The organism is Rhodococcus sp. 06-418-5, from assembly GCF_002258285.1.
Taxonomy (GTDB): Bacteria; Actinomycetota; Actinomycetes; order Mycobacteriales; family Mycobacteriaceae; genus Rhodococcoides.
Genome location: NZ_NOYE01000037.1, coordinates 566,026 through 586,897 on the forward strand (window position 1 = coordinate 566,026; position 20,872 = coordinate 586,897).

A 20,872-nucleotide genomic window follows, 5' to 3' on the forward strand; every position below is an offset into this window, starting at 1 on the left:
AGCGCTGTTCTAGCTGCCTTCTCGGACGAGGTCGTCCGCCGCACGAGCGATCGCCAGCTCCTCGTCGGTCGGCACCACCAACACCGTGACGGCAGAGGAGTCGGTCGAGATCACCCGAGCCTGCTTGCTGCGCAGCGCATTACGCTCGGCGTCGATCTCGATGCCGAAGCCCTCGAGATTCGCCAGGGCATCCGCACGCACCGCTGCGGCGTTCTCACCGACACCGGCGGTGAACGTGATGGCGTCGAGCTTGCCCAAGCCGATCATGTACGCGCCGATGTACTTGCGGAGACGATGAATGTAGACCTCGTACGCCAGACGCGCCGAGGCGTCCCCGTCGTCGATGCGCTGCTGCAGTTGCCTGAAGTCGTTGACCCCGGACAGTCCGATCAGGCCGGAGCGACGGTTGAGCAGGTCGTCGATGTCGTCGACGCTCATGCCCGCACTGCGTCGCAGGTGCATGATCACACCGGGGTCGATATCCCCACTGCGGGTACCCATCACGAGCCCTTCGAGTGGAGTCAGTCCCATCGAGGTGTCGACCGCCTTGCCCCCTGCGACGGCCGAGGCCGAGGCACCGTTGCCCAGATGCAGCACGATCTGGTCGATGTCGGCGAGGTCGCGACCGAGGAACTGCGCCACCTGCTCGGACACGTACCGATGCGAGGTGCCGTGGAAGCCGTAGCGCCGAATGTCGTGCTCGGCAGCGACGGTTGCGTCGATGGCGTAGGTCGCGGCGGCGTCGGGCAGGGAATGAAAGAAGGCCGTGTCGAACACGGCCACGTGCGGCACGTTCGGCAGTTGCTTCCTGGCGACCTCGATGCCCAGCACGTTCGGCGGATTGTGCAGCGGTGCAAGGTTGCTCAGATCGGAGATCTGTTGCACGACGGAGTCGTCGATGATCGTCGGACGGTAGAAGACCGTCCCGCCGTGGACCACACGGTGCCCGACGGCGGTGACCGATTCCAGTTCGACGCCTGCGTCGGCGAGCATCTCGAAGGCCAGGGCCAGACCGGCACCGTGATCGTCGATGCGCTGGACTCGCTCGACGGTCTCGCCCCGGTGGTCGAGTTCGACGCGTCCGTCGGACTCACCGATGCGCTCGACGAGCCCGCTGGCCACGGACTCCCCCGAGCCGGGGTCGACCAGTTGGAACTTGACCGAGGACGAGCCGGAGTTGACGACGAGGATGCTCACTTGCCCTCCCCATCGGCCGCGGCGATGCCCTGTGCCTGAATCGCGGTGATGGCGACGGTGTTGACGATGTCCTCGACCAGCGCGCCGCGCGAGAGATCGTTGACGGGCTTGCGCAGGCCCTGCAGAACGGGTCCGACGGCGACCGCACCGGCACTGCGCTGGACGGCCTTGTAGGTGTTGTTGCCGGTGTTGAGGTCCGGGAAGATGAACACCGTCGCACGCCCTGCAACGTCGGAGTCGGGCAGCTTCGACGCGGCGACGGACGGTTCGATCGCCGCGTCGTACTGAATCGGACCCTCCACGAGCAGTTCCGGATTACGTTCGCGCACAAGTGCTGTGGCTTGCCGTACCTTGTCGACATCGGCTCCGGAACCGGACTCGCCGGTGGAGTACGACAGCATCGCCACCCGCGGCTCGATACCGAACTGGGCTGCTGTCTGCGCGGAGGACACGGCGATGTCGGCGAGTTGCTCGGCCGTCGGGTCGGGTACGACGGCGCAGTCGCCGTAGGCGAGAACACGATCGGACAGGCACATCAGGAAGATCGACGACACGGTAGACACGCCCTCGGTCGTCTTGATGATCTCGAACGACGGCTTGATGGTGTGCGCGGTGGTGTGCGCGGCACCGGAGACCATGCCGTCGGCAATTCCCTTGTGCACCATCATCGTTCCGAAGTACGAGATGTCGGCCATGATCTCGCGGGCACGGTCGATCGTCATGCCCTTGTGTTTGCGCAGCTCGGTGTACTCGGCGGCGAAGTCCTCGGCGTAGTCGCAGTTCTTGGGGTCGAGAACCGTAGCGCTGTCGAGATCGACGCCCAGTTCCGATGCGCGTCGTCGAATGGGGCCCTCCTCGCCGAGGATCGTCAGGTCCGCGACCTGACGCTGCAGCAGACGTCCGGCAGCCCGGAGGATGCGATCGTCACCGCCCTCCGGAAGCACGATGTGTTTGCGGTCGGCGCGGGCTCGGTGGATCAGCTGGTACTCGAACATCTGCGGGGTCGTGATGGTGGGGATGGCGATGTCGAGCCGCCCCAGAAGGGTTTTCGCGTCGACCCGCTGTTCCATCAGTCCGAGTGCGGTGTCCACCTTGCGCTGCGATCCCACCGCCACGCGGCCGCGCGTCTGCGCTGCAGCGGAGGCGGTATCGAAGGTGCCGAGCTCGGTGGTCAGAATCGGCAATCGGGGTCCGAGTCCTGCCACCAGACGAGCGATCGCCGGATGGGGTTCGATGCCGCCGTTCATGATGATGCCGGCCAGCGACGGAAAACCCTCCGCCTCATGGGCATTGACGAGGGCAAGCAGTACGTCCGATCGGTCCGCCGGCGCGATGACGACGACGCCCTCGGTGAGGCGTTCGAGGATGTGTTCGGCCGTCATACCACCGACCATGACCCGCAACGCTTCTCGCTGCAGCAGCGACGAGTCACCGGAGTACAGGGAACCGTCCACCGCCTCGAGCAGCTCCGCCATCGTCGGCGCGACGAGCAGTGGGATCTCCGGCAGCGACCACGCAGGCACGCCGACCGACGCCAAGGCGTCGGTCACCGCATCGAGATCGTCCGGCGCGCAACGGTTGGCCACGATCGCAGCCAGGTGGGCATGATGCTGACGCAGCTCGCCGTGGCACAGAGTGGCCAACTGCGCGATCTCGTCGGGCGTGCGACCGGACCCGCGCAGCGCAAGCAGCACGGGGGCACCGAGATTGACGGCGATGCGGGCATTGAAACCGAGCTCACTGGGACTGCCGACGTCGGTGTAGTCGCTGCCCACGATCACCACGGCGTCGCACTGAGCGGCCACCTCGTGGTACCGGTTGACGATCTCGCTGAGCGCTGCATCCGCATCGGCGTGCACCTGCTCGTACGTGACACCGAGCGACTGCTCGTACGTCAGATCTGCGGTGGTGTGCTCGACGAGCAACTCGAGGATGTAATCCGGCTCGTCGGTGGAGCGGGCGATGGGACGAAACACCCCAACCCTGGCCGCGGACGCGGCGAGCATCTGCAGCACACCGAGCGCGATGGTCGACTTCCCGGTGTCCCCTTCCGGTGACGCGATGTAGATGCTCGAGGGATACATGTCCGACGCGTCGGTGCCGCTGGGCTCAGCCATGCCCGCCAGCCTAGTAGGGGTCGTTCCGCAGGCTCCACTCCTGCCCAGTGGTTGCGGTGTTGACACCGGGCGCGGTCGGGTTGTCCCATGAACCATGGCCGAATCACCGTTCCCGGATGTGCGCTGGGGCAGCGAAACCTCGTTCATCCGCAAGCCCGCCGTGAAGTTCGCGTCGACGAAGCCCGGTTCGTGGGTCATCAGGAACCTCGCAGGCGTCGACCGGTGGTTGCTGACCAAGTCCGACGGCCGCTTCACCGTCCTCGGCCCCATCGCGGCACCGGTGGTGTTGCTGACCACCACCGGCCGCAAATCAGGCAAACCCAGGACCAGCCCGCTGCTGTACTACCGGGAGGCCGACAAGATCTACGTCGTCGGATCGAATTTCGGTCAGCAGCACCACCCGGCGTGGACGTCGAACCTGCTCGCCGACCCGAAGGCCGTCGTGGCCATCGGCGGCAAGAAGATTCCGGTGACGGCCACCCGCATCACCGGCGACGAGAAGGCACGCATCTACCGTCAGTTCGACGCGATGGTCGAGGTGTACGGCGAATACGAGACCAGGACCGACCGCGACATGCGATTGTTCGCACTCACGGCCGATCGCTGATCTCGTCGGGAGTCAGCCGAGCGTGCGCAGGCGCGGCGCGAGGTCCTTCTCGAACAGTTCGAGGAACCGCTTCTGATCGTGGCCCGGTGCGTGGAACACCAGGTGGTTCAGGCCTGCGTCGGTGTACTGCTTGACCTTCTCCACTGCCTCGTCCGGGTCCGATGCCACGATCCAGCGCTTGGCGACCTGTTCGATCGGCAGCTCGTCGGCGGCCTTCTCCATCTCGATCGGATCGTCGATCGAGTGCTTCTGCTCCGGCGTCAGTGACAGCGGTGCCCAGAAGCGGCAATTCTCCAGCGCCAGTTCGGGATCGGTGTCGTAGCTGATCTTGATCTCGATCATCCTGTCGATCTCACCGGCGTCGCGCTCGGCCTTGCCCGCGCCCTCTTCCACCGCGGGAAGCAGTTTGTCGGTGTAGAGCTCCATGCCCTTGCCCGAGGTGCAGATGAATCCGTCGCCCGCACGTCCTGCATACCGCGCGACGACGGGTCCGCCTGCGGCGATGTAGACCGGGATGCCGCCCTCGGGGACGTCGTAGATCGACGCGCCCTTGGTCGTGTAGTACTCGCCCTCGAAGTCGACCCGGTCGCCGAGCCACAGCTCACGCATCAACCGCACCGACTCACGCAGGCGCGCGAATCGTTCCTTGAACTCCGGCCATTCGCCGGTGAACCCGGTGGCGATCTCGTTGAGCGCCTCACCGGTACCCACACCGAGCATGATGCGTCCGGGATACAGGCAGCCCATGGTCGCGAACGCCTGCGCGATGACCGACGGGTTGTAGCGGAACGTCGGCGTCAGCACCGAGGTTCCGAGCTGGATCGTGTTGGTGCGTTCACCGACGGCCGTCATCCATGCCAGCGAGAACGGCGCATGGCCACCCTCGTGACGCCACGGCTGGAAGTGGTCACTGACCGTCGCCGAATCCATACCGTGCTGCTCGGCCAGCACACCGAGCTCGACCAACTCCCGCGGCCCGAACTGCTCCGCCGATGCCTTGTATCCCAGCTTGAGACCCTGCGCCACGCCGAACTCCTGTCGTTGGTCGTCCTAGTTCTTCGATTGTGCACCTGTGGTGGTTCGCCACGCTCTACTGGATCCCCAGAACCGTGACCACCGCCGCCAGCACCGCCACCGCGCCGATACCGACGGCGAAGATCCACAGATCCCGCGGCTCGGGCATCGGTGCACCGTTCTCCAGAGCATGTCGAACGCGCAGCCACCGCCGAAGGCCGATGATCGGTGCCACTGCGGCGAGGCCGATGAGAATCAGACCGAGGGTCGTCCGAACCCATCCCGTACTGAAATCGGGAACCAGGTGCACGATCGCGATTCCGCCGGCCAGGAGCCCGAGCGACGTCCTCAGCCAGGCGAGAAAGGTGCGCTCACTGGCGAGCGTGAACCGCTCGTCGGGGCGCGTCACTGCCGTGCGGTCATGCGCTCGCGAATCAAATGGGCAACCGATTCAGGATCGTCGGGGGTGAAGACCGGCGAGATGCGGCGGATGGTGAGCACCACTGCAGTGTCCTTCTTGGGACGCATCACGTCCAGCGGAAGCCACTGGTCGATCCAGGACGCACCCCACAGCCGCCACCGCCCGTTCCAGTTGCCGAGAACAGCGGTATCGACCGCGCGAATCCTGCCGTAGGGCACGAACTTCTTCGTGGCGAAGGGGAAGTAGTAGTACCTCAGGGTGACGCCTGCCTCGTCGAGACGGACCAATCCGTCGTCGTAGATCACATCCCGATTTGTTCGCACAGGTAACGGTATGCCTTCGGGCTCAGAGCGCGCAACAGCGAATTTCGGAACCTATCCCGAGTTCGGCGCGGGCGTACGGACCAACGTCAGCTGCGAGGTTCGACGCAACTCGAACCCGATGGACAAGTAGAGCTCGATGGCGCGCACGTTCGCGTCCGACGCATGCAGGAACGGCTCCTCACCGCGGGCGCGAATGCCGTGACCGACCGCGCGAACCAGATCCGTCGCCAGACCCTGTCCGCGGAAGGCCGGGTCGGTGCAGACCGCGCTGATCTCCGTCCACCCCGGAGGGTGCATGCGCTCGCCCGCCATCGCGATCAGTGCGCCATCGCGTCGAACACCGAGGTACGTGCCGAGTTCGATGGTGCGGGGCAGGAACGGTCCCGGCTCGGTGCGGCCGACCAGATCGAGCATCTCCGGGACGTCCGCGGCCGTCAGCTCGACCGCCTCGGCGAAGGGCCGCGTCTCGAGATGCGTGCCGACCAGCTGCACCAAGCCGAAGGTCTCCACGTGAGACCAGCCCTCGGGCAGTGCGCGTACCGGACCGTTCAGCCCTACGACGGTGCGTGGCCCGAACAGGGCGGCGATATCGTCCCAGTCCTGGGACTCGAGCACATCGGGGTGCACCAGGAACGGAGACACCTCGGGATCGGCCCGCACGATCCGTCCGCGGCTGACGGCGAACCGCGCCAACGCGCCGTCGAGAGAATTTCGGATGGGATCGTCGAGCGGGTGAGCGAACACGACAGTCAGGATTTCACGGGTGTTCGGAGTGGCCCTATCGGGTGTCCCGTCGTTGTTCGTGATCCTCGAGCACCGTCAACACCCTCCGAACCAGATCGTCGATGTCGGCTCCCGTGGTGTCGATGGTCAAGTCCGGGTTGGCCGGCGCTTCGTACGGCGCGTCGATGCCTGTCAGCCCCTTCAGTTCGCCGGCCCGAGCGCGGGCGTACAGGCCTTTGGGATCGCGGCGCTCGCATTCTTCCAACGGAGTGCTGACGGCAACCTCGACGAACGGGAGCTTCGCTGCGTCGTTCAGCGCCCGAGCGATAGCGCGATCCGATTCCAGCGGCGACACGAGCGAGGCGATGGCCACCACACCGGCGTCGGCCAGCAATCGGGTCAGGTGCCCGACGCGACGGATGTTCTCGGCTCGGTCGCCCGGGCTGAAGCCGAGATCGTCCGACAGTCCGTGGCGCACGTTGTCACCGTCGAGAAGGTATGCGGTGCGGCCCGATTCGACCAACGCACGTTCGAGCGCAACCGCCACCGTCGATTTGCCCGAGGCCGGCAGACCGGTGAACCAGACGGTTGCTCCGCTCTGCCCCGTTGCGCCCCAGCGGTGTGCGCGATCGAGCGCCGAGGGATGCCACTTGATGTCGTTACGGGTCTGCTCGCCCGGTTTGACTTCCCTCGCCTCGGCGATGGTGCCCGCACCGACTGTGTCGTTCGAGGATTCGTCGATCAGGATGAACGCACCGGCATCTCGGTTGCCCAGGTAGGGATCGGCCACGATCACCGAAGACGTTCGGAGAGTCACGGTACCGATGTCGTTGAGCGACAGCTCGACTGGTGAATCCTTCTCGTCCAGCGTTTCCGGATCGAGCCTGGAGTGCAAGGCCTGCACAGTCGCACGGACTGTCCTGGCGGTGTGTTTGAGCGACACGCGGTCCCCGGCACGCAGCGGAGTCGAGCCGAACCAGCACACCGTTGCGTCGATCTCCCGCGCGAGCACCGGCTCGTGTGCCCCATCGGCACCGCTCACCAGGACGTCGCCCCGGCCGATGTCGATGTCGTCGGCGAGCTCGACCGAAACGGACAGTGGTGCAACGGCAGTCGTTCGATCATCGTCCAAGGTGTCGAGTCCGGTCACCGTGGAACGAGATCCCGACGGGAGCGCCACCACCTCGTCGCCGACGGACAGCGTTCCGGCCGACAACCTGCCGGTGTACCTACGTCGTTCTCCTGCGGTCGGCCGCGACACCCACTGAATCGGCAGACGCACCTCGACGGGATCGGCTGCAGGAGCGGCCAACTCGATGCCCTCGAGATGTTCGAGCAGTGTAGGTCCGCTGTACCAGGGCGTGCTCGCCGACCGGTGCACCACGTTGTCGCCATCCTTGGCTGCCACTGGGATCACCGTCAGCTCGACGCCGCCCAGGCGTTCGGCCAGGAGCCGAAGCTCGGCTTCCACCTCGCGGAATCGATCCTGGCCGTAGCCGACGAGGTCGATCTTGTTCACGGCGGCAACCAGGTGTTCGACGCCGAGCAACGTCGAAATCCGTGCATGCCTCCGGGTTTGACGCAGCACCCCGGCTCGCGCGTCGACGAGCAGAACTGCGACGTCTGCTGTCGACGCACCGGTGAACATGTTTCGGGTGTACCGCTCGTGACCAGGTGTGTCGGCCAGGATGTAACTTCGCGATTCGGTGGAGAAGAAGCGGTACGCCACATCGATCGTGATGCCCTGCTCCTGTTCGGCACGCAACCCGTCGGACAGTGCTGCGAGGTCGGCGACACCGTCCTTGGTGACCGCGTCCAAGTGGTCGAGCGGCAGGCTGTCGGTATCGAACATCAGTCGCCCGATCAGCGTGCTCTTGCCGTCGTCGACCGACCCTGCCGTCGCCAGGCGCAGAAGTTGACGTGTCATCAGAAGTACCCCTCGCGCTTGCGGTCTTCCATCGCCGCCACCGACGTTCGGTCGTCGGCGCGGGTTTCTCCCCGCTCGGATACCGTCGCCGCGGAGATCTCTCCGATGACGCCGGCTATGTCGGTTGCGTGCGAGCGCACGGCTCCGGTGATCGTCAGGTCGCCGACGGTGCGGTAGCGCACCCATTCCGTCGAGGCTCGCTCGTGCTCGGTGGGCGAGGTGAATTTCGATGTGCTGAGCAGGATCCCGTCCCGCTCGAACACCTCTCGCTCGTGCGCGAAGTAGATGGACGGAAGCTCGAGACCTTCGAGTTCGATGTAGCGCCAGATGTCGAGCTCGGTCCAGTTGCTCAGCGGGAAGACGCGTACCTGTTCACCACGGCGGATCCGCCCGTTGTACAGCGACCAGGGTTCGGGTCGCTGCGCCCTCGGGTCCCATTGGCCGAACTCGTCGCGGAAGCTGAGCACTCGCTCTTTCGCACGAGCCCGTTCCTCGTCGCGTCGAGCACCCCCGAAGGCAGCGTCGTACCGGCCCTCTTCCAAGGCATCGAGGAGGGTGCGCGTCTGAAGGCGGTTGCGTGATGCATTGGGTCCGCCGACCTCGGTCGAACGGCCACGGTCGATCGAGTCCTGCACGGACGCCACGATCAGTTTGTGACCCGAACTCCTGACCCGTCGATCTCGAAATTCGATGACCTCGGGGAAGTTGTGTCCCGTGTCGACGTGCAGTACCGGGAAGGGCAGCGGTGATGGCCGAAACGCTTTCTCTGCCAATCGAAGCAATACGATCGAGTCCTTGCCCGCAGAGAACAACAGGACGGGCCGCTCGAGTTCGGCGACCACTTCGCGAATGATGTGCACGGATTCGGCTTCGAGTATTCGGAGCTCGTCGACAGTGTCGACACTCGTGGTCATGCGCTCACCCTTTCGGCCATGTAGCGCTCTATCCATTCGTCGGAGCGACTGTTTCCCTGCCTCTTCAGGGCGGGCGGCGGAGCAAGCGCTGGATCGAGCCCGACAGCGTCGAGCACTCGTCCAACCTGCGCGGTGGTGTCGGACGCCAGCTCGCGGAAGCCGATCTCGAGGGGCTCGACACCGGCGTCGGCGAACCATCTGTTCCAGGATCTCTCCTGCTCGACGAGGATTCGATGCAGATGTGCGATTCCGTCGGCGTTGTACTCGGCACGAGCATCGACCTCGGGATCGGCGCTGCCGCGCCACACCTGGGTCTGCACCGCCCTCCACATCGATACCGCCTGCGCCACAGTGTCTTCGCGCCTGACATGCACGAGAAGAACATCGTCGTCGACGACGTCGTGAATGGCCGAGAGCAGATCCTCGCCCGATCGATCGGGTAGTGCGTCGGCCCAGCCGGTGAGCAGCGGTGTTTGGTTCCACATCAGTTTGCCGCCCCAGACGCCGTTGTCACTGCGCCCGGCTGCGCGGATGCGATCCCGCCACTGCACGGCGGTCTCGGTAGCCGGCGTGCCCGGTACCAGCGGCGCGAGCAGGCGCAGGATCGACTCGTCCTCGACACCGGCGAACCATTCACGCGGTTGCGGTGCCAACGACGTCTTCGGCAGGTACTGGAAGAACTCGGCAGGTTCGCCCGCTACACCCGTTGCGCGCAACGATTCGACCAGCAGGGTGCTGCCACTGCGCTGCGTTGCAAGCACCAGATAGGAACGTGGAGGTTCGCTCATGGACGAGAGCGTAAACGAACTCCAACAACCGCGCGCAACAGGCTATTTCGATCTCGCAGCGTTTAAACCTTGCCTGATTCGCCGTCATGTGCAGTGTCGATTCCTCGCTCGGAACTGAGCGGAGAACGAGACGTCGGCTTCAGCCCGTGCACGACGACGTAGTCCTGCGTGTAACGATCGGAGATGCGCGTACCGACGAAGTCCGATGGAATCACGTCCTTGGTGTACTCACGCCAGGTGTGCAATCGCATCGCCAGATCCTCGGCAACAGTGCGATACGCCGGGTCGCCGTATACGTTGACGGTTTCCCCCGGGTCGGTGCGCAGGTCGTACAGCTCCGTTCGTGCTCTCGGACCGGCCACGGCACCGGCAACCGCCTGACCGGACGGGCTCTCCTCGATGTCCCACGGCAGATCCAGCTCGGGACGATCGGTGTAGTTCTCGATGTAGCTGTGATCCTTGGTCCGCACGGCCCTGATGGGGTCGAACGAATCGTGGTACGTCTTCGACGTGAAGACCTGGTCGCGGGCCACCGCAGGATCACCGGTCAGCTGCGCTGCGTGCGAAAGGCCCTGCACCTCATCGGGTACCGGCACCCCCAGCAGATCCAACAGCGTCGGCACGAGATCGACCCCACTGAACAACTCGTCGTACACCTTCGGTTGCAGTCCGCGCGACTTCGGCGGGCGGACGATCATGGCGATTCCGGTGCCCGCCTCGTACAGAGTCGACTTCGCGCGCGGAAAGGCCGGGCCGTGGTCGGTCATGAACACCACCCAGGTGCTCTCGTCGAGCCCCGTCTCGGCGAGCGTGTCGAGCAGCTCCCCCACCGCAGTATCCGCAACCTCGACCGACCCGTGGAATTCGGCCAGATCGGCGCGGACCTCCGGAGTGTCCGGCAGGTAGTGCGGAACCTCGATCGACGAGGCGTCGACCGGGGTGTACCGCTCCCGCGGGTAGGGCCGGTGCGTCTCGAAGAAGCCTGCCGTCAGCAGAAAGGGCCGGGTGCGATCCTCACGCAGCCACTCGTCCGCCTTCTCCACGACGTACTCGCAGTACGAATTGGACACATCGAACGTCTCGAATCCCAATCTGGCAGGAAACGAGGTTTCGTGCTGCATGCCGAACAGCGTTGTTTGCCAACCTGATTCACCGAGCAAGGCAGGCAGTGTCCGGACTCCAGGACGATATTCCCAGCCGTGGTGAGCCAAGCCGACGAGCCCGTTGCTCTGTGGGTAGCGGCCGGTGAACAGCGAGCCCCGCGACGGCGAGCACAGTGGCGCGGTGGCATGTGCGCGGGTGAACAGGATGCCCTCGGCGGCAAGCGCATCGACGCGTGGACTCGACACCGAGCGCACCCCGTAAGCGCCCAGATGACGCCCCAGATCGTGCCAGTGAACAATCAGGACGTTCTCTTCACTCATTGTTATTGCCTAGCACATCGTTCGAAGCAGGATGCGATCATGATGACATGCCCGCATGCTGCACACCCGATCGCAACGGGAGCGTCGGTGCCCCGACCAGCATGTCGAGGTCCGGTGCACCCCCGGCGATGGTGGACCTGAACGGAACGACTTTCCTGATGGGCAGCGACGATCCACTCAGCTATCCCGAAGACCTGGAGGGACCGGTGCGACAGGTCTCCGTCGAGAGCTTCTCGATCGGTGTCACCACGGTGACGGTGCGCGAGTTCGCGGCATTCGTCGACGCCACCGGGTTCGTCACCGACGCCGAGAACTTCGGAGATTCTCTCGTGTTCGCCGGCACCCTGCCCGCTGCGGACCGGTCGCCCGTCGTTCCACAGACCCCCTGGTGGCGCGTGGTTCCCGGGGCGAACTGGAGGGCACCGGCCGGGCCGCAGTCGTTGATCGACGCGGTCCGCGACCTGCCCGATCACCCGGTGACCCATGTGTCCAGAAGCGACGCCGCGGCATTCTGCGCGTGGTCCGGAACAGCACTGCCGACCGAGGCGCAGTGGGAGTTCGCGGCGAGGGGCGGACTGGAGCAACAACCGTTCCCGTGGGGAAGCGAACCGGATCTCTCTCGGATGAACACCTGGCGCGACGACTTTCCCGGCTCTGCGTCCGACACCGTGTACACCTGCGCTACGAAGAAATTCGACGCCAACGCGTACGGGCTGTTCGAATGCACCGGAAATGTCTGGGAGTGGACGACAGGGGTGTTCGACGCATCCCGCCGCGACCTGCGCGGGGTGATCCGCGGCGGATCCCACCTGTGCCACGAGAGCTACTGCAGTCGGTATCGCACGTCGGCGCGCTCGGGAGCGTCCGAGGACACGTCCAGTGGTCACATCGGCTTCCGGGTCTGCAGCACGACGAAATAGCGGTATAGCTATACCGGTATAGTTATCACACAAAACTCCGAAAGGTACCCCATGATCGAAATTCTCCCGCCCAGCAAGATCCCCCTCGCACGCAGATCGGGCGCTTTGGTCGCCGAGATTCTCGACACCGTCAGAGAACGCGCCACAGTCGGCACCAATCTGCTCGAGATCGACCGGTGGACCAAGGAGATCATCGAAGGAGCCGGAGCGACGTCCTGCTACGTCGACTACGCGCCGTCCTTCGGTCGCGGACCGTTCGGTCACTACATCTGCACCTCCGTCAACGACGCTGTGCTACACGGCCTTCCACACGATTACGCCCTGAGCGACGGCGATCTGTTGACGCTCGATCTCGCCGTGGTCCTCGACGGCGTCGCAGCGGACTCCGCCGTCAGCTTCGTAGTCGGCGAAGCCCGAAAAGAAGATGCCGCCATGATCGACGCCACCGAACGAGCGTTGGCCGCAGGAATCGCCGCGGCTCGTCCGGGAAACAAGATCGGCGACATCTCGCACGCCATCGGCACGGTCCTTCGCGAGGCGGGCTACCCGATCAACATGCAGTTCGGCGGCCACGGTATCGGGTCCACCATGCATCAGGACCCGCACGTGTCCAACAACGGACGCCCGGGCCGCGGCTACGGCCTCCGGCCCGGCCTGATGCTGGCACTCGAGCCGTGGATCATGGAAGACACCGATGAACTCGTCACCGACGCAGACGGATGGACGCTGCGCAGCACGACGGGATGCCGCACCGCGCACAGCGAGCACACCGTGATCATCACCGATGACGGTGCCGAGATCATGACACTGCGCGCGTAGCTACAGACGTTTCTCGAAGGTGTTCGAGAAGGGCAGCACCTCGTAGGGAGGGAAGATCGGAATTCGGGTGTAGCCGCTCTTCTCGTACAGCCGCACCGCATCGGGCTGTCGGTCTCCGGTCTGCAATATCAGCCGCGGCAGACCCTGCTCCCGGGCGGAGTTCTCCGAGGCCACCAGAAGTGCGCTCGATACTCCCGTACCGCGATGGTCGGGGTGCACGAACATGCGTTTGAGCTCGAGATCGGATCCGTTCCACCGCAGCGCTGCATGTCCGACGGCCTGCTCCGAGCCCTCCGAGTCACGGCGATACACGACGAACGTCCGGTGCACGGTGCTCTCGTCGACGGCGTTGGCCTGGCTCTTCGACATCAGAGCGGCTCGGTCGGCGTAGCGGGGACCCACCTCGGCGGCCATCGCCGCACGCAGGGTTGCGGCGTCGGGATGATCCCAGTCGACGGCGTGGATCTCGAGTTCGGTTCGTGGTTGGCATACATCGGTCACGCCCGATCGCAGCATGCCCGGGATCGTCGGGTCAACCATTGCAATCACGGTGAGCAGATCCATGGCGAATCGGCTCGTGGACGATCATTCTGTGACCGTGAACGAGAACTGTCGCTGCCATCGCTGACCACTCGACCCAGTATCCGCAGCACACCCTCGTCACAGGAGTTCTCCGGCCATGACCACCGAAGCCACCGTCGTTGTTCGTATCTCCGATTCCGGAACGTCGTCCCTGCATGGATTGACCCGGCCACAGTTGCACGCACTGGCCGAGGCCCTGCGCAGTGTCACCAAAGGTTTCGCGCCGCACGCAAAGATCCTCACGCGCTTCGATGTACAAGCAAACGAGCTGAATGCGCCACTGGTGATCGACCTGCCCGCCCGTGACGTGATACTGAGCGGCAAGAGCGTGAGGCTCAGTCACACCGAGTTCGAGATCTTCGCCTACCTGGCCCGACACCCCCGGGTCGTGGTCGGACGATCCGAACTGAGCACGTCGGACGGCGGACGCAGCGTCGACGTTCATCTGTCGCGGGTTCGAACCAAACTCGGACACTTCGGTCGTTTGATCACCACCGTCCGGGGAACCGGCTACCGCTTCGACCCGGAACCGGGAATCCGCGTCATCACCGAACCGACCATATTGCGCAGCGCCTGACCGTCACTGCGACAGAGCGACAGCTCTCCGTCGACGGTTTCGACGCACCACCACGAATACCAACAGAGCAACGAGAACCACAGCGATGATCGCGCCGAGTGCCGTCGCACCGCGGAAACCCGGCGCACTGGTGTCCAGAGTGCGCTCACCGGCATGAGCGGCGTTGCTGGTGCCGAGAACGATCGTGAGGGTCAACAGGTTCGGTATCGCTGTGACGACGGCGAGGATGACCGATCCGATGGCGAGCTGCTTGCCCGCTCTTCCCTTGCGGACCGTCCAGGCGCTCCAGAAGAACACCAGCGGCAAGAACGTGCAGACGATGCCGAACAACAGCCCCCACAGAATGCCCTTGGTGAACGTGCGATCGGCAAGAGTCTCCACTCGCAGACTCCACCAGCGAGGAAGGAACGCCGCGAGGATGAAGTAGGCAATCAACAGCAGGACGATGCCGGCTCCGACGAGAATGCCTCGCCGCTTCCAGTTCGCCGAACTGGTCGACGGTGCGGGCGTGGTCGGATCGGCAGTCATGACGCCATCGTAGATCGTGCGGGGCCGCACCCCGCTCGAGTCGAGACCCGATCGTTAGCTTCCATCGAAACGCGGTTCCGACAGCTCCGTACCGACGAGTTCGAATCACGGTGAGCCGAACCATTCCGCTTCGGTCGCCATAGGGCCATCGTCGGATTCCATGACAACCAGCTCTATTCGAACCTCCGTCGTTCCCTTCGTGATCAATGCCAGTGGTACCGGGGTCGCCCAGCACCTCGTCGCCGAGGGCGATGCAGGCCACCAATTCGACACCGATGCATATCCCGCATTCGGCGGGAAGGACGAGGCACCCAGCCCGTTGTTCTACGCGCTCGGTGCGTTGACCTCGTGCAACCAGGTGACGGCCGCCCTCGTCGCCAAGGACTTGGGAATCGAGCTCGGCGAGTTCACGTTTCGCATCCAAGGCGACCTCGACACCGCAGTGCTCGTGAACGGTGACGAAGGAAATGCGAACTTCGACACCGTGAAGGTCGAGGCGACGGTACAGACCGACGCCGACCAGGAGACCTTCGACAAGTTCGTATCCGAGGTCGCACGCCGTTGCCCGGTGACCCAGCTCTTCGTGCGCAGTGGGCTGGAGTTCGTGAACGAGTGGTCGCGCGCAGAGTTGAGCTGACCGGCCCTGCCCTTCGACCCGACTCGTAGGGCGCTCCAAAGCGCCCTACGAGGCCTCCTCCCGCTCAGACGCTGTCTGCTCGTCGAGACCGAGGTGCCCGCGCAGCGTGGTGCTCGTGTACTCGGTTCGATACACCCCGCGCTCTTGGAGGGCCGGAACCAGCTTGTCCACGAGGTCGTCGATGGCATCACCCAAGTGGTAGGGGTTGATGTTGAATCCGTCGACCACCCGGTGCCGCACCAGGTCGGCCCATCGATCAGCCAGTGCCGCAGGCGTGCCGGAATGGAACCGAGACGCAGGCGAGATTTCGAGTACCAGTTCGCGGATCGACAGACCTTTCTCCTCGGACAACGCGCGCCACTGGGCAATCTGATCGAGCTTGCCGGTACGTGCATCGACCGCGAGGGTGCCACGGGACGGGTCGAGCTCGTCCTCGACCGGATCGATGTCCGGCAGTGGACCTTCCGGGTCATAGCTCGACAGGTCCTTACCCCAATAGTGCTCGAGGAACGCGATCGCGCGAACTCCGTTGTAGGCGTTCGAGCGTAGCCAGCGAACCTTCTCCTCCGCCTCCGCTTCGGTATCACCGAGAACCACGGTGACACCCGGCAAAATCTTGACCGCATCCGCGGCGCGACCGTATGCGGCGGTTCGCGCGCGTAGATCTCTCGCATACGCCACCGCCGCGTCGTAGGCGTTGTTGGCAGAGAACACGACGTCGGCGTGCCTCGCGGCCAGATCTCGCCCGCCCGAGGAGTCCCCGGCCTGAAAGAGCACCGGCCTGCCCTGCGCACTGGACCGAACATTGGGTGTTGCACGGGCTTTGAGCAGATCGGTGTCGGCGTCGATATCCGAACCCGCCCAATACTGTTTCGCCAGTTCGACCACCTGGGTGGCCCGCTCGTAGCGTCGTTCATGCTCCAGCCAACCGCCGCGACGGAAGTTCTCACCCGTCCACGCATTGTCGGTGGTGACGATGTTCCATCCGGCGCGCCCGTCGGAGAGAACATCCAAGCTCGCCAACCGCCGCGCGAGCTCGACGGGGATGCTGTAGGTGGTGTTCTGCGTGGCGACCAGTCCGATGCGTTCGGTCACCGACGCCAGCGCAGCGAGTTGTGTGATCGCGTCCGGCCTGCCGGCGATGTCGGTGGACAGGATCGCACCGCGGTTCTCCCGCACCCGCTGGCCGTCGCCCAAGAAGAAGGCGTCGAACAGACCGCGTTCGAGCTTGGTTGCCACCTCGACGAAGGTGTCGGTCGCGACCTGATCGGGTGCCTTCGGATCCTCCCAGACCGTCTGGGCACCGATTCCCGGGTAGAACACGCCCAGATGGATCTGTGCATTCGGGTCGAACGGTGCGCCGGTATCCGGATGCTGGTCGTGGGTGCTCACGATACTTCTTCTCCCTGTTTCTGCGCCGCAGCGGCGTAGCGGCTGACCGGTCGCGCCAGTCCCAGATTCTCGCGCAGCGAGAGTGCAGGGGTTGGCCTGCGCAGCAGATGCGCCGGGACGGCAAGGTCTTTCACCGCTCCCGCCCCGAGATGCAACCGGACGCCGTCGACCACACCTGCGAGCGATTGGGCGTCGGACAGGTGGTCGATGTCTGCGAAGACCAGGGCTGCTCCGTCGGCTCGCGCCGCCGCTGCCCGATCCTCGATACTGTCGCCCCGCACCAGTGCTACATCCAGCAGATCGGTGACGCCCAGATCTGCATCTCCGATGACGACCACCTGACCTTGCGGCGGACGTGGGGTGATCAGAGGACCGACGATATCGAAGAACTCGCTCTCGAACCGCACGTGATGCACCTTGGCTGGGTCGAGATATCGGCCGGTCGCCGCGTCACGGATAACCGCGTCGTCTTCCCACGAATCCCACAGCCGCCGAGACACGTCGATGACGTCACGGATCTCGGCGGTCACGCTCGAACGCACCTCCGATCCCACTGCTGCATGAGCGGTTGGAGAGTTGTCTGCGCCGATCACCCAGGCTCCCCGGCCGTGGGATGCATGGTCGAGGCTGGCGAGTTGTGTTGCGAGAAAGAACGGTTCGGTAGTGACTGTGTGGACGGTGGGAGCAAGCCCGACGGTCGATGTGGTCGAGGCGACGAACGCCGCGCGCGTGCCTGCATCGAGTCGGTCCCTGGAAGAGACGAGAGAATCGCCGAAAGTCACGAACGTGAAACCGGCGCGTTCGGCATCGTCGACACTCTCGCGAAGGCGTGCAGGTGTCTCGTCGTAGCCGTCGAGTTCGAGGGCGAAGTACAAGCTGTCAGCCATTGTCGCTCACACGCCCTGGATCGGTAGGCCGTGATCGCGCAGGGCCGGAAAGCCACCGTCGACGTGCGAAACGTTGGTGTATCCGAGCTCTTTGAGCTTCTCGACGACCGGTCCGGATCCCCTGACAGAACCACAGAAGACCACGATTCGCTCGGAACGATCGCGATTGTCGGCACCGAATTCGATTGCCACATCGTCCTTGTCGACCACGATCGCACCTGCCACCGTGCCGAATTCGATTCTCGACGGTGCGCTTCGCACATCCACCAGCGTGGCCTCGCCCGCCACTGCTTCGCTGGGGCTGATCAACTCCGAACTCATTGGTGATCCTGCTTTCTCCGGGAAGTGCACCGATACCTGCGCAACAGCCCACGTTGCCGCATCGGTCGCCGAGAGTGAAGGGTTCGAATCAGCGTGAGAAAAACCGAGAAAGCCCGAAAGGAATACAGAAGTGGACATTCATGGCGGATGGCCGAACGAAGGTACAGTCTCTTGCCATGGAGACTGCCTCCCTGTGCAGCTGGCTCATCGACTCGGATCCAGCGCTGCGTTGGCAGGTCGAGCGCGATGTCTTGGGCGAACCCGCTGAAGTTTGGGGAGCAACTCGCGCCCGAGTTGCCACCGAAGGATTCGGTGCACGGCTTCTTGCGCTGCAGGATGCGGACGGGCAATGGGCCGGCGGCGCCTTCTTCCCTGAGGACTTCGATGGCTCCTCGGCTCCGGGGCAACCCTGGACTGCGACCACCTGGTCGCTGAATTCGCTGCGCGAGTGGGGTCTCGACCCCGCCGTCCTGCAAGCGCGCCGCACGGTCGAAATGCTCGACGAGAACAGTCGGTGGGAGTACGACAACCTGCCGTACTGGGGCGGCGAGGTGGACTGCTGCATCAATGCGTGGACGGTCGCCAACGGGGTGTGGCTCGGCGCGGACGTCGAGAGCATCGTCGAATGGTTTCTCGACCATCAATTGCCGGACGGTGGTTGGAACTGCGAGTGGGTCGAGGGATCCACCCGCTCCTCGTTCCACTCGACACTCAACTCGTTGAAAGGGTTGCTGGAGTACGACATTGCCTCCGGTGGAACGAACGAGACTCGAGCCGCCCGACAAATCGGTGAAGAGTACCTGCTGAGTCGAAAGCTCCTTCACTCGCTGTCCACCGGCGAGAAGGTCGGTCCATGGGTGGACCGATTCTTCTACCCCTTCCGTTGGACATACAGCGCCCTCAATGCCGCCGACTACTTTCGGCAGGCTTCCCTGTTCGAGGGGACGGCACCGGATCCCCGACTGGAGGAGGCAATCGGAGTCATCAGGGCCGCCCGCCGGAGCGATGGAACGTGGCTGCAGGGTCGCCCTCATCCAGGTCAGGTCTGGTTCGAGATCGACGCGCCGGAGGGGGAACGCTCGAAGTGGCTGACAATGATCGGAACCCGAGTTGTGACGTGGTGGGATTCGTACTACAGGTGATCGACCCCCGGAAGGGATGCCGGCACGCCGTAACGGTCCCCTCGAAGAACGATTCCGACGTCAGCCGCGAATCCCGAAGTCGACGGCAGCGTGGGTGCACGCGGGCTGCGATCCGAGGCGCTCGATGAACGCCGTAACTCGCGCTTTGAGCCAGGTCATGAACGTGACGCTAGGCTCGGTGCGCAGAATGTGCACCCGTTGTAATCACGCTGATTCGAATGGTGGCAAGGGAGGAAGTTCGAGATTCTCGCGGAAGGTTCCGCCGATGTAATCGGTTCCGAGGATGCCCCGTTTGCGCAATTCCGGGAAAAGTCCGTTGAGCACGAAGTCACCGGTCCGTGCGTCCGTCAGTCCGCCGACGGAGATGACGTCGAGAACCCCTGCGTCGTAGCGTTCCTGGATGGCGTCGGCCAATTGCTCGGGGGTTCCGGCCGCAGCCCAGTGGCCGGTGTCCTTCGATGCGATGATCAACTCGCGCAGCGTTTTTCCTTGTGCCGCCAGTTTTCCGAAGATCTCCACCCGGCCGCGTCGACGGTTGACCGAAGACGGATCGGGCAACACCGACTCCGGGATCGGCTGATCCAGCGCCAGATCGGACAGGTCGACGCCCCCGCCGAGCATGTCCTCGAGCCGCAGTCTGCCGGCGTCGAAGTCGGTCGCATCCTCGGCCTCGCGAACGATCCGCGCCACTTCTGCTTCCGACGCCCCGTAGGTGGCATGGAAGGAACTGAAGATCAGAGGCAGTCGGTCGCCGCGGCCCAGTTCGGCGGCCCGGGTTCTCACTGCCTTGGTGTAGGTGACGGCGTCTTCGAAAGTCGCGAGCGAGGTGAACACCACCTCTGCGAATCGGGCACCCAACTCGATCCCACCTGCAGACTGCCCAGCTTGGAACTGCACCGGCCGACGCTGCGGCAATGCCGGAATGTTCAGCGGACCCTGAACGGTGAAGTACTGGCCCCGATGATCGATGCGCTCCACCAGCGCAGCATCCAATTCGGCACCGTTCGGTCCCGGCGTCAATGCTCCGGGCTTCCAACTGTCGAACAACTTGTTGACCACCTCGAGCGACTCGGTGGCGCGTGCATACCGCTCCTCCGGGCTCGGCAGGTCGAGGTCGCTGTAGTTCTCCTCCCCCAGCGACGAGGTGACGGCATTCCACGCGGCGCGACCGTTGCTGACGTGGTCGAGCGTCCCGAAGAGCCTCGCCAGGTTGAACGGATGATGGAACGTCGTGGTAACCGTCGCGATCAACCCGACATCCGAGGTGACCGCAGCCAGCGCGGCCAGATAGATCAACGGTTCTTGGGCACCGATGGCCCCCTGCGATCCGAAGCTCAGCAGATCGGCCGCGAAGAGCGCATCGATCTTGTTGGCCTCGGCAATTCTGGCGACCTCGAGCGCCTGATCCAGAGTGGACTTCGTGGAATCGACTGCCGCGTCGTAGATATCGGTTCCACCGCTGACGCCGGTGACGGTCTTGAGTGTGCGACGACGCTCGCTCATGCGACCTCGTACCGAACTGTTGCAAGTGCCATGTGGAACGACGGTAAAGTGCCGCCGGCCCAAAAAGGAAGACTTCGACTCAGCGTGATTTTTTACACCTGCAGCCCTC

The 20,872-nt window shown here is 64.4% G+C and carries 22 protein-coding genes; 6 read left to right on the forward strand and 16 right to left on the reverse strand.

Annotated elements, in window-relative coordinates:
- Positions 1-9: 9 nt before the first annotated feature.
- Positions 10-1,197, reverse strand: coding sequence for an acetate kinase (locus tag CH274_RS27950; protein WP_094659487.1), 1,188 nt, complete (start codon positions 1,195-1,197; stop codon positions 10-12).
- On the reverse strand, positions 1,194-3,314 hold the full coding sequence (gene pta, locus CH274_RS27955; RefSeq protein ID WP_176459345.1) for a phosphate acetyltransferase: 2,121 nt from the start codon (positions 3,312-3,314) through the stop codon (positions 1,194-1,196). Before pta ends, CH274_RS27950 begins: the two co-directional genes overlap by 4 nt.
- Positions 3,315-3,408: 94 nt before the next feature.
- Between pta and CH274_RS27960 the strand changes: the two genes are divergently transcribed.
- Complete coding sequence (locus tag CH274_RS27960; RefSeq protein ID WP_032393754.1) at positions 3,409-3,921, forward strand: nitroreductase/quinone reductase family protein; 513 nt, start codon at positions 3,409-3,411, stop codon at positions 3,919-3,921.
- A gap of 12 nt (positions 3,922-3,933) precedes the next feature.
- On the opposite strand, the gene fgd is transcribed toward CH274_RS27960, so the two are convergent.
- From fgd to CH274_RS28000, 8 genes are all read right to left on the reverse strand, one after another.
- Positions 3,934-4,947, reverse strand: coding sequence for a glucose-6-phosphate dehydrogenase (coenzyme-F420) (gene fgd / locus CH274_RS27965; protein ID WP_094659488.1), 1,014 nt, complete (start codon positions 4,945-4,947; stop codon positions 3,934-3,936).
- A 64-nt stretch (positions 4,948-5,011) separates the two neighbouring features.
- On the reverse strand, positions 5,012-5,344 hold the full coding sequence (locus CH274_RS27970) for a YidH family protein (RefSeq protein WP_094659489.1): 333 nt from the start codon (positions 5,342-5,344) through the stop codon (positions 5,012-5,014).
- Positions 5,341-5,661 (reverse strand): hypothetical protein, encoded by a 321-nt coding sequence (locus CH274_RS27975; RefSeq protein WP_082073910.1) that lies wholly within the window; start codon positions 5,659-5,661, stop codon positions 5,341-5,343. Before CH274_RS27975 ends, CH274_RS27970 begins: the two co-directional genes overlap by 4 nt.
- Before the next feature lie 69 nt (positions 5,662-5,730).
- Entirely contained in the window at positions 5,731-6,423 is a 693-nt protein-coding gene (locus CH274_RS27980; protein ID WP_094659490.1) for a GNAT family N-acetyltransferase, read from the reverse strand.
- 34 nt (positions 6,424-6,457) lie between these two features.
- Positions 6,458-8,329: an adenylyl-sulfate kinase gene (gene cysC, locus CH274_RS27985; protein WP_094659491.1), complete on the reverse strand. Its 1,872-nt coding sequence runs from the start codon at positions 8,327-8,329 to the stop codon at positions 6,458-6,460.
- Entirely contained in the window at positions 8,329-9,243 is a 915-nt protein-coding gene (cysD, locus tag CH274_RS27990) for a sulfate adenylyltransferase subunit CysD (RefSeq protein WP_094659492.1), read from the reverse strand. Before cysD ends, cysC begins: the two co-directional genes overlap by 1 nt.
- Complete coding sequence (gene stf0 / locus CH274_RS27995) at positions 9,240-10,031, reverse strand: trehalose 2-sulfotransferase (RefSeq protein ID WP_094659493.1); 792 nt, start codon at positions 10,029-10,031, stop codon at positions 9,240-9,242. Before stf0 ends, cysD begins: the two co-directional genes overlap by 4 nt.
- 62 nt (positions 10,032-10,093) lie before the next feature.
- A complete protein-coding gene (locus CH274_RS28000; RefSeq protein WP_094659494.1) occupies positions 10,094-11,455 on the reverse strand; it encodes a sulfatase family protein in 1,362 nt (453 codons plus the stop codon).
- Positions 11,456-11,502: 47 nt separating this feature from the next.
- On the opposite strand from CH274_RS28000, the gene CH274_RS28005 reads away from it, so the two are divergent.
- Positions 11,503-12,375 (forward strand): formylglycine-generating enzyme family protein, encoded by an 873-nt coding sequence (locus tag CH274_RS28005; RefSeq protein ID WP_179275882.1) that lies wholly within the window; start codon positions 11,503-11,505, stop codon positions 12,373-12,375.
- A gap of 51 nt (positions 12,376-12,426) precedes the next feature.
- Entirely contained in the window at positions 12,427-13,194 is a 768-nt protein-coding gene (gene map / locus CH274_RS28010) for a type I methionyl aminopeptidase (RefSeq protein ID WP_094659495.1), read from the forward strand.
- Here the strand turns inward: map and CH274_RS28015 are convergent, their stop codons facing one another.
- Entirely contained in the window at positions 13,195-13,710 is a 516-nt protein-coding gene (locus CH274_RS28015; protein ID WP_094659624.1) for a GNAT family N-acetyltransferase, read from the reverse strand.
- Between the two features lie 163 nt (positions 13,711-13,873).
- On the opposite strand from CH274_RS28015, the gene CH274_RS28020 reads away from it, so the two are divergent.
- Positions 13,874-14,353 carry a winged helix-turn-helix domain-containing protein gene (locus tag CH274_RS28020; protein ID WP_094659496.1) on the forward strand — a complete coding sequence of 160 codons (480 nt, stop codon included), beginning with the start codon at positions 13,874-13,876 and terminating at the stop codon, positions 14,351-14,353.
- Between the two features lie 3 nt (positions 14,354-14,356).
- Here the strand turns inward: CH274_RS28020 and CH274_RS28025 are convergent, their stop codons facing one another.
- Entirely contained in the window at positions 14,357-14,881 is a 525-nt protein-coding gene (locus tag CH274_RS28025; RefSeq protein WP_094659625.1) for a permease, read from the reverse strand.
- A gap of 160 nt (positions 14,882-15,041) precedes the next feature.
- On the opposite strand from CH274_RS28025, the gene CH274_RS28030 reads away from it, so the two are divergent.
- Complete coding sequence (locus CH274_RS28030; protein WP_094659497.1) at positions 15,042-15,518, forward strand: OsmC family protein; 477 nt, start codon at positions 15,042-15,044, stop codon at positions 15,516-15,518.
- A 45-nt stretch (positions 15,519-15,563) separates the two neighbouring features.
- Here the strand turns inward: CH274_RS28030 and CH274_RS28035 are convergent, their stop codons facing one another.
- The 3 genes from CH274_RS28035 to CH274_RS28045 are packed head-to-tail and all read right to left on the reverse strand — an operon-like array spanning position 15,564 to position 18,118.
- A complete protein-coding gene (locus CH274_RS28035) occupies positions 15,564-16,910 on the reverse strand; it encodes an LLM class flavin-dependent oxidoreductase (RefSeq protein WP_094659498.1) in 1,347 nt (448 codons plus the stop codon).
- Positions 16,907-17,797 (reverse strand): LLM class flavin-dependent oxidoreductase, encoded by an 891-nt coding sequence (locus CH274_RS28040; protein WP_094659499.1) that lies wholly within the window; start codon positions 17,795-17,797, stop codon positions 16,907-16,909. The genes CH274_RS28035 and CH274_RS28040 overlap by 4 nt, the downstream gene beginning before the upstream one ends.
- Positions 17,798-17,803: 6 nt before the next feature.
- Positions 17,804-18,118, reverse strand: a complete 315-nt coding sequence (locus CH274_RS28045) for a rhodanese-like domain-containing protein (protein WP_094659500.1) — start codon at positions 18,116-18,118, stop codon at positions 17,804-17,806.
- Between the two features lie 176 nt (positions 18,119-18,294).
- Between CH274_RS28045 and CH274_RS28050 the strand changes: the two genes are divergently transcribed.
- Positions 18,295-19,260 (forward strand): squalene cyclase, encoded by a 966-nt coding sequence (locus CH274_RS28050; RefSeq protein ID WP_094659501.1) that lies wholly within the window; start codon positions 18,295-18,297, stop codon positions 19,258-19,260.
- A gap of 204 nt (positions 19,261-19,464) precedes the next feature.
- Here CH274_RS28050 and CH274_RS28055 read toward each other — a convergent pair whose 3' ends face one another.
- On the reverse strand, positions 19,465-20,763 hold the full coding sequence (locus CH274_RS28055) for an NtaA/DmoA family FMN-dependent monooxygenase (RefSeq protein WP_094659502.1): 1,299 nt from the start codon (positions 20,761-20,763) through the stop codon (positions 19,465-19,467).
- Positions 20,764-20,872: the final 109 nt, after the last annotated feature.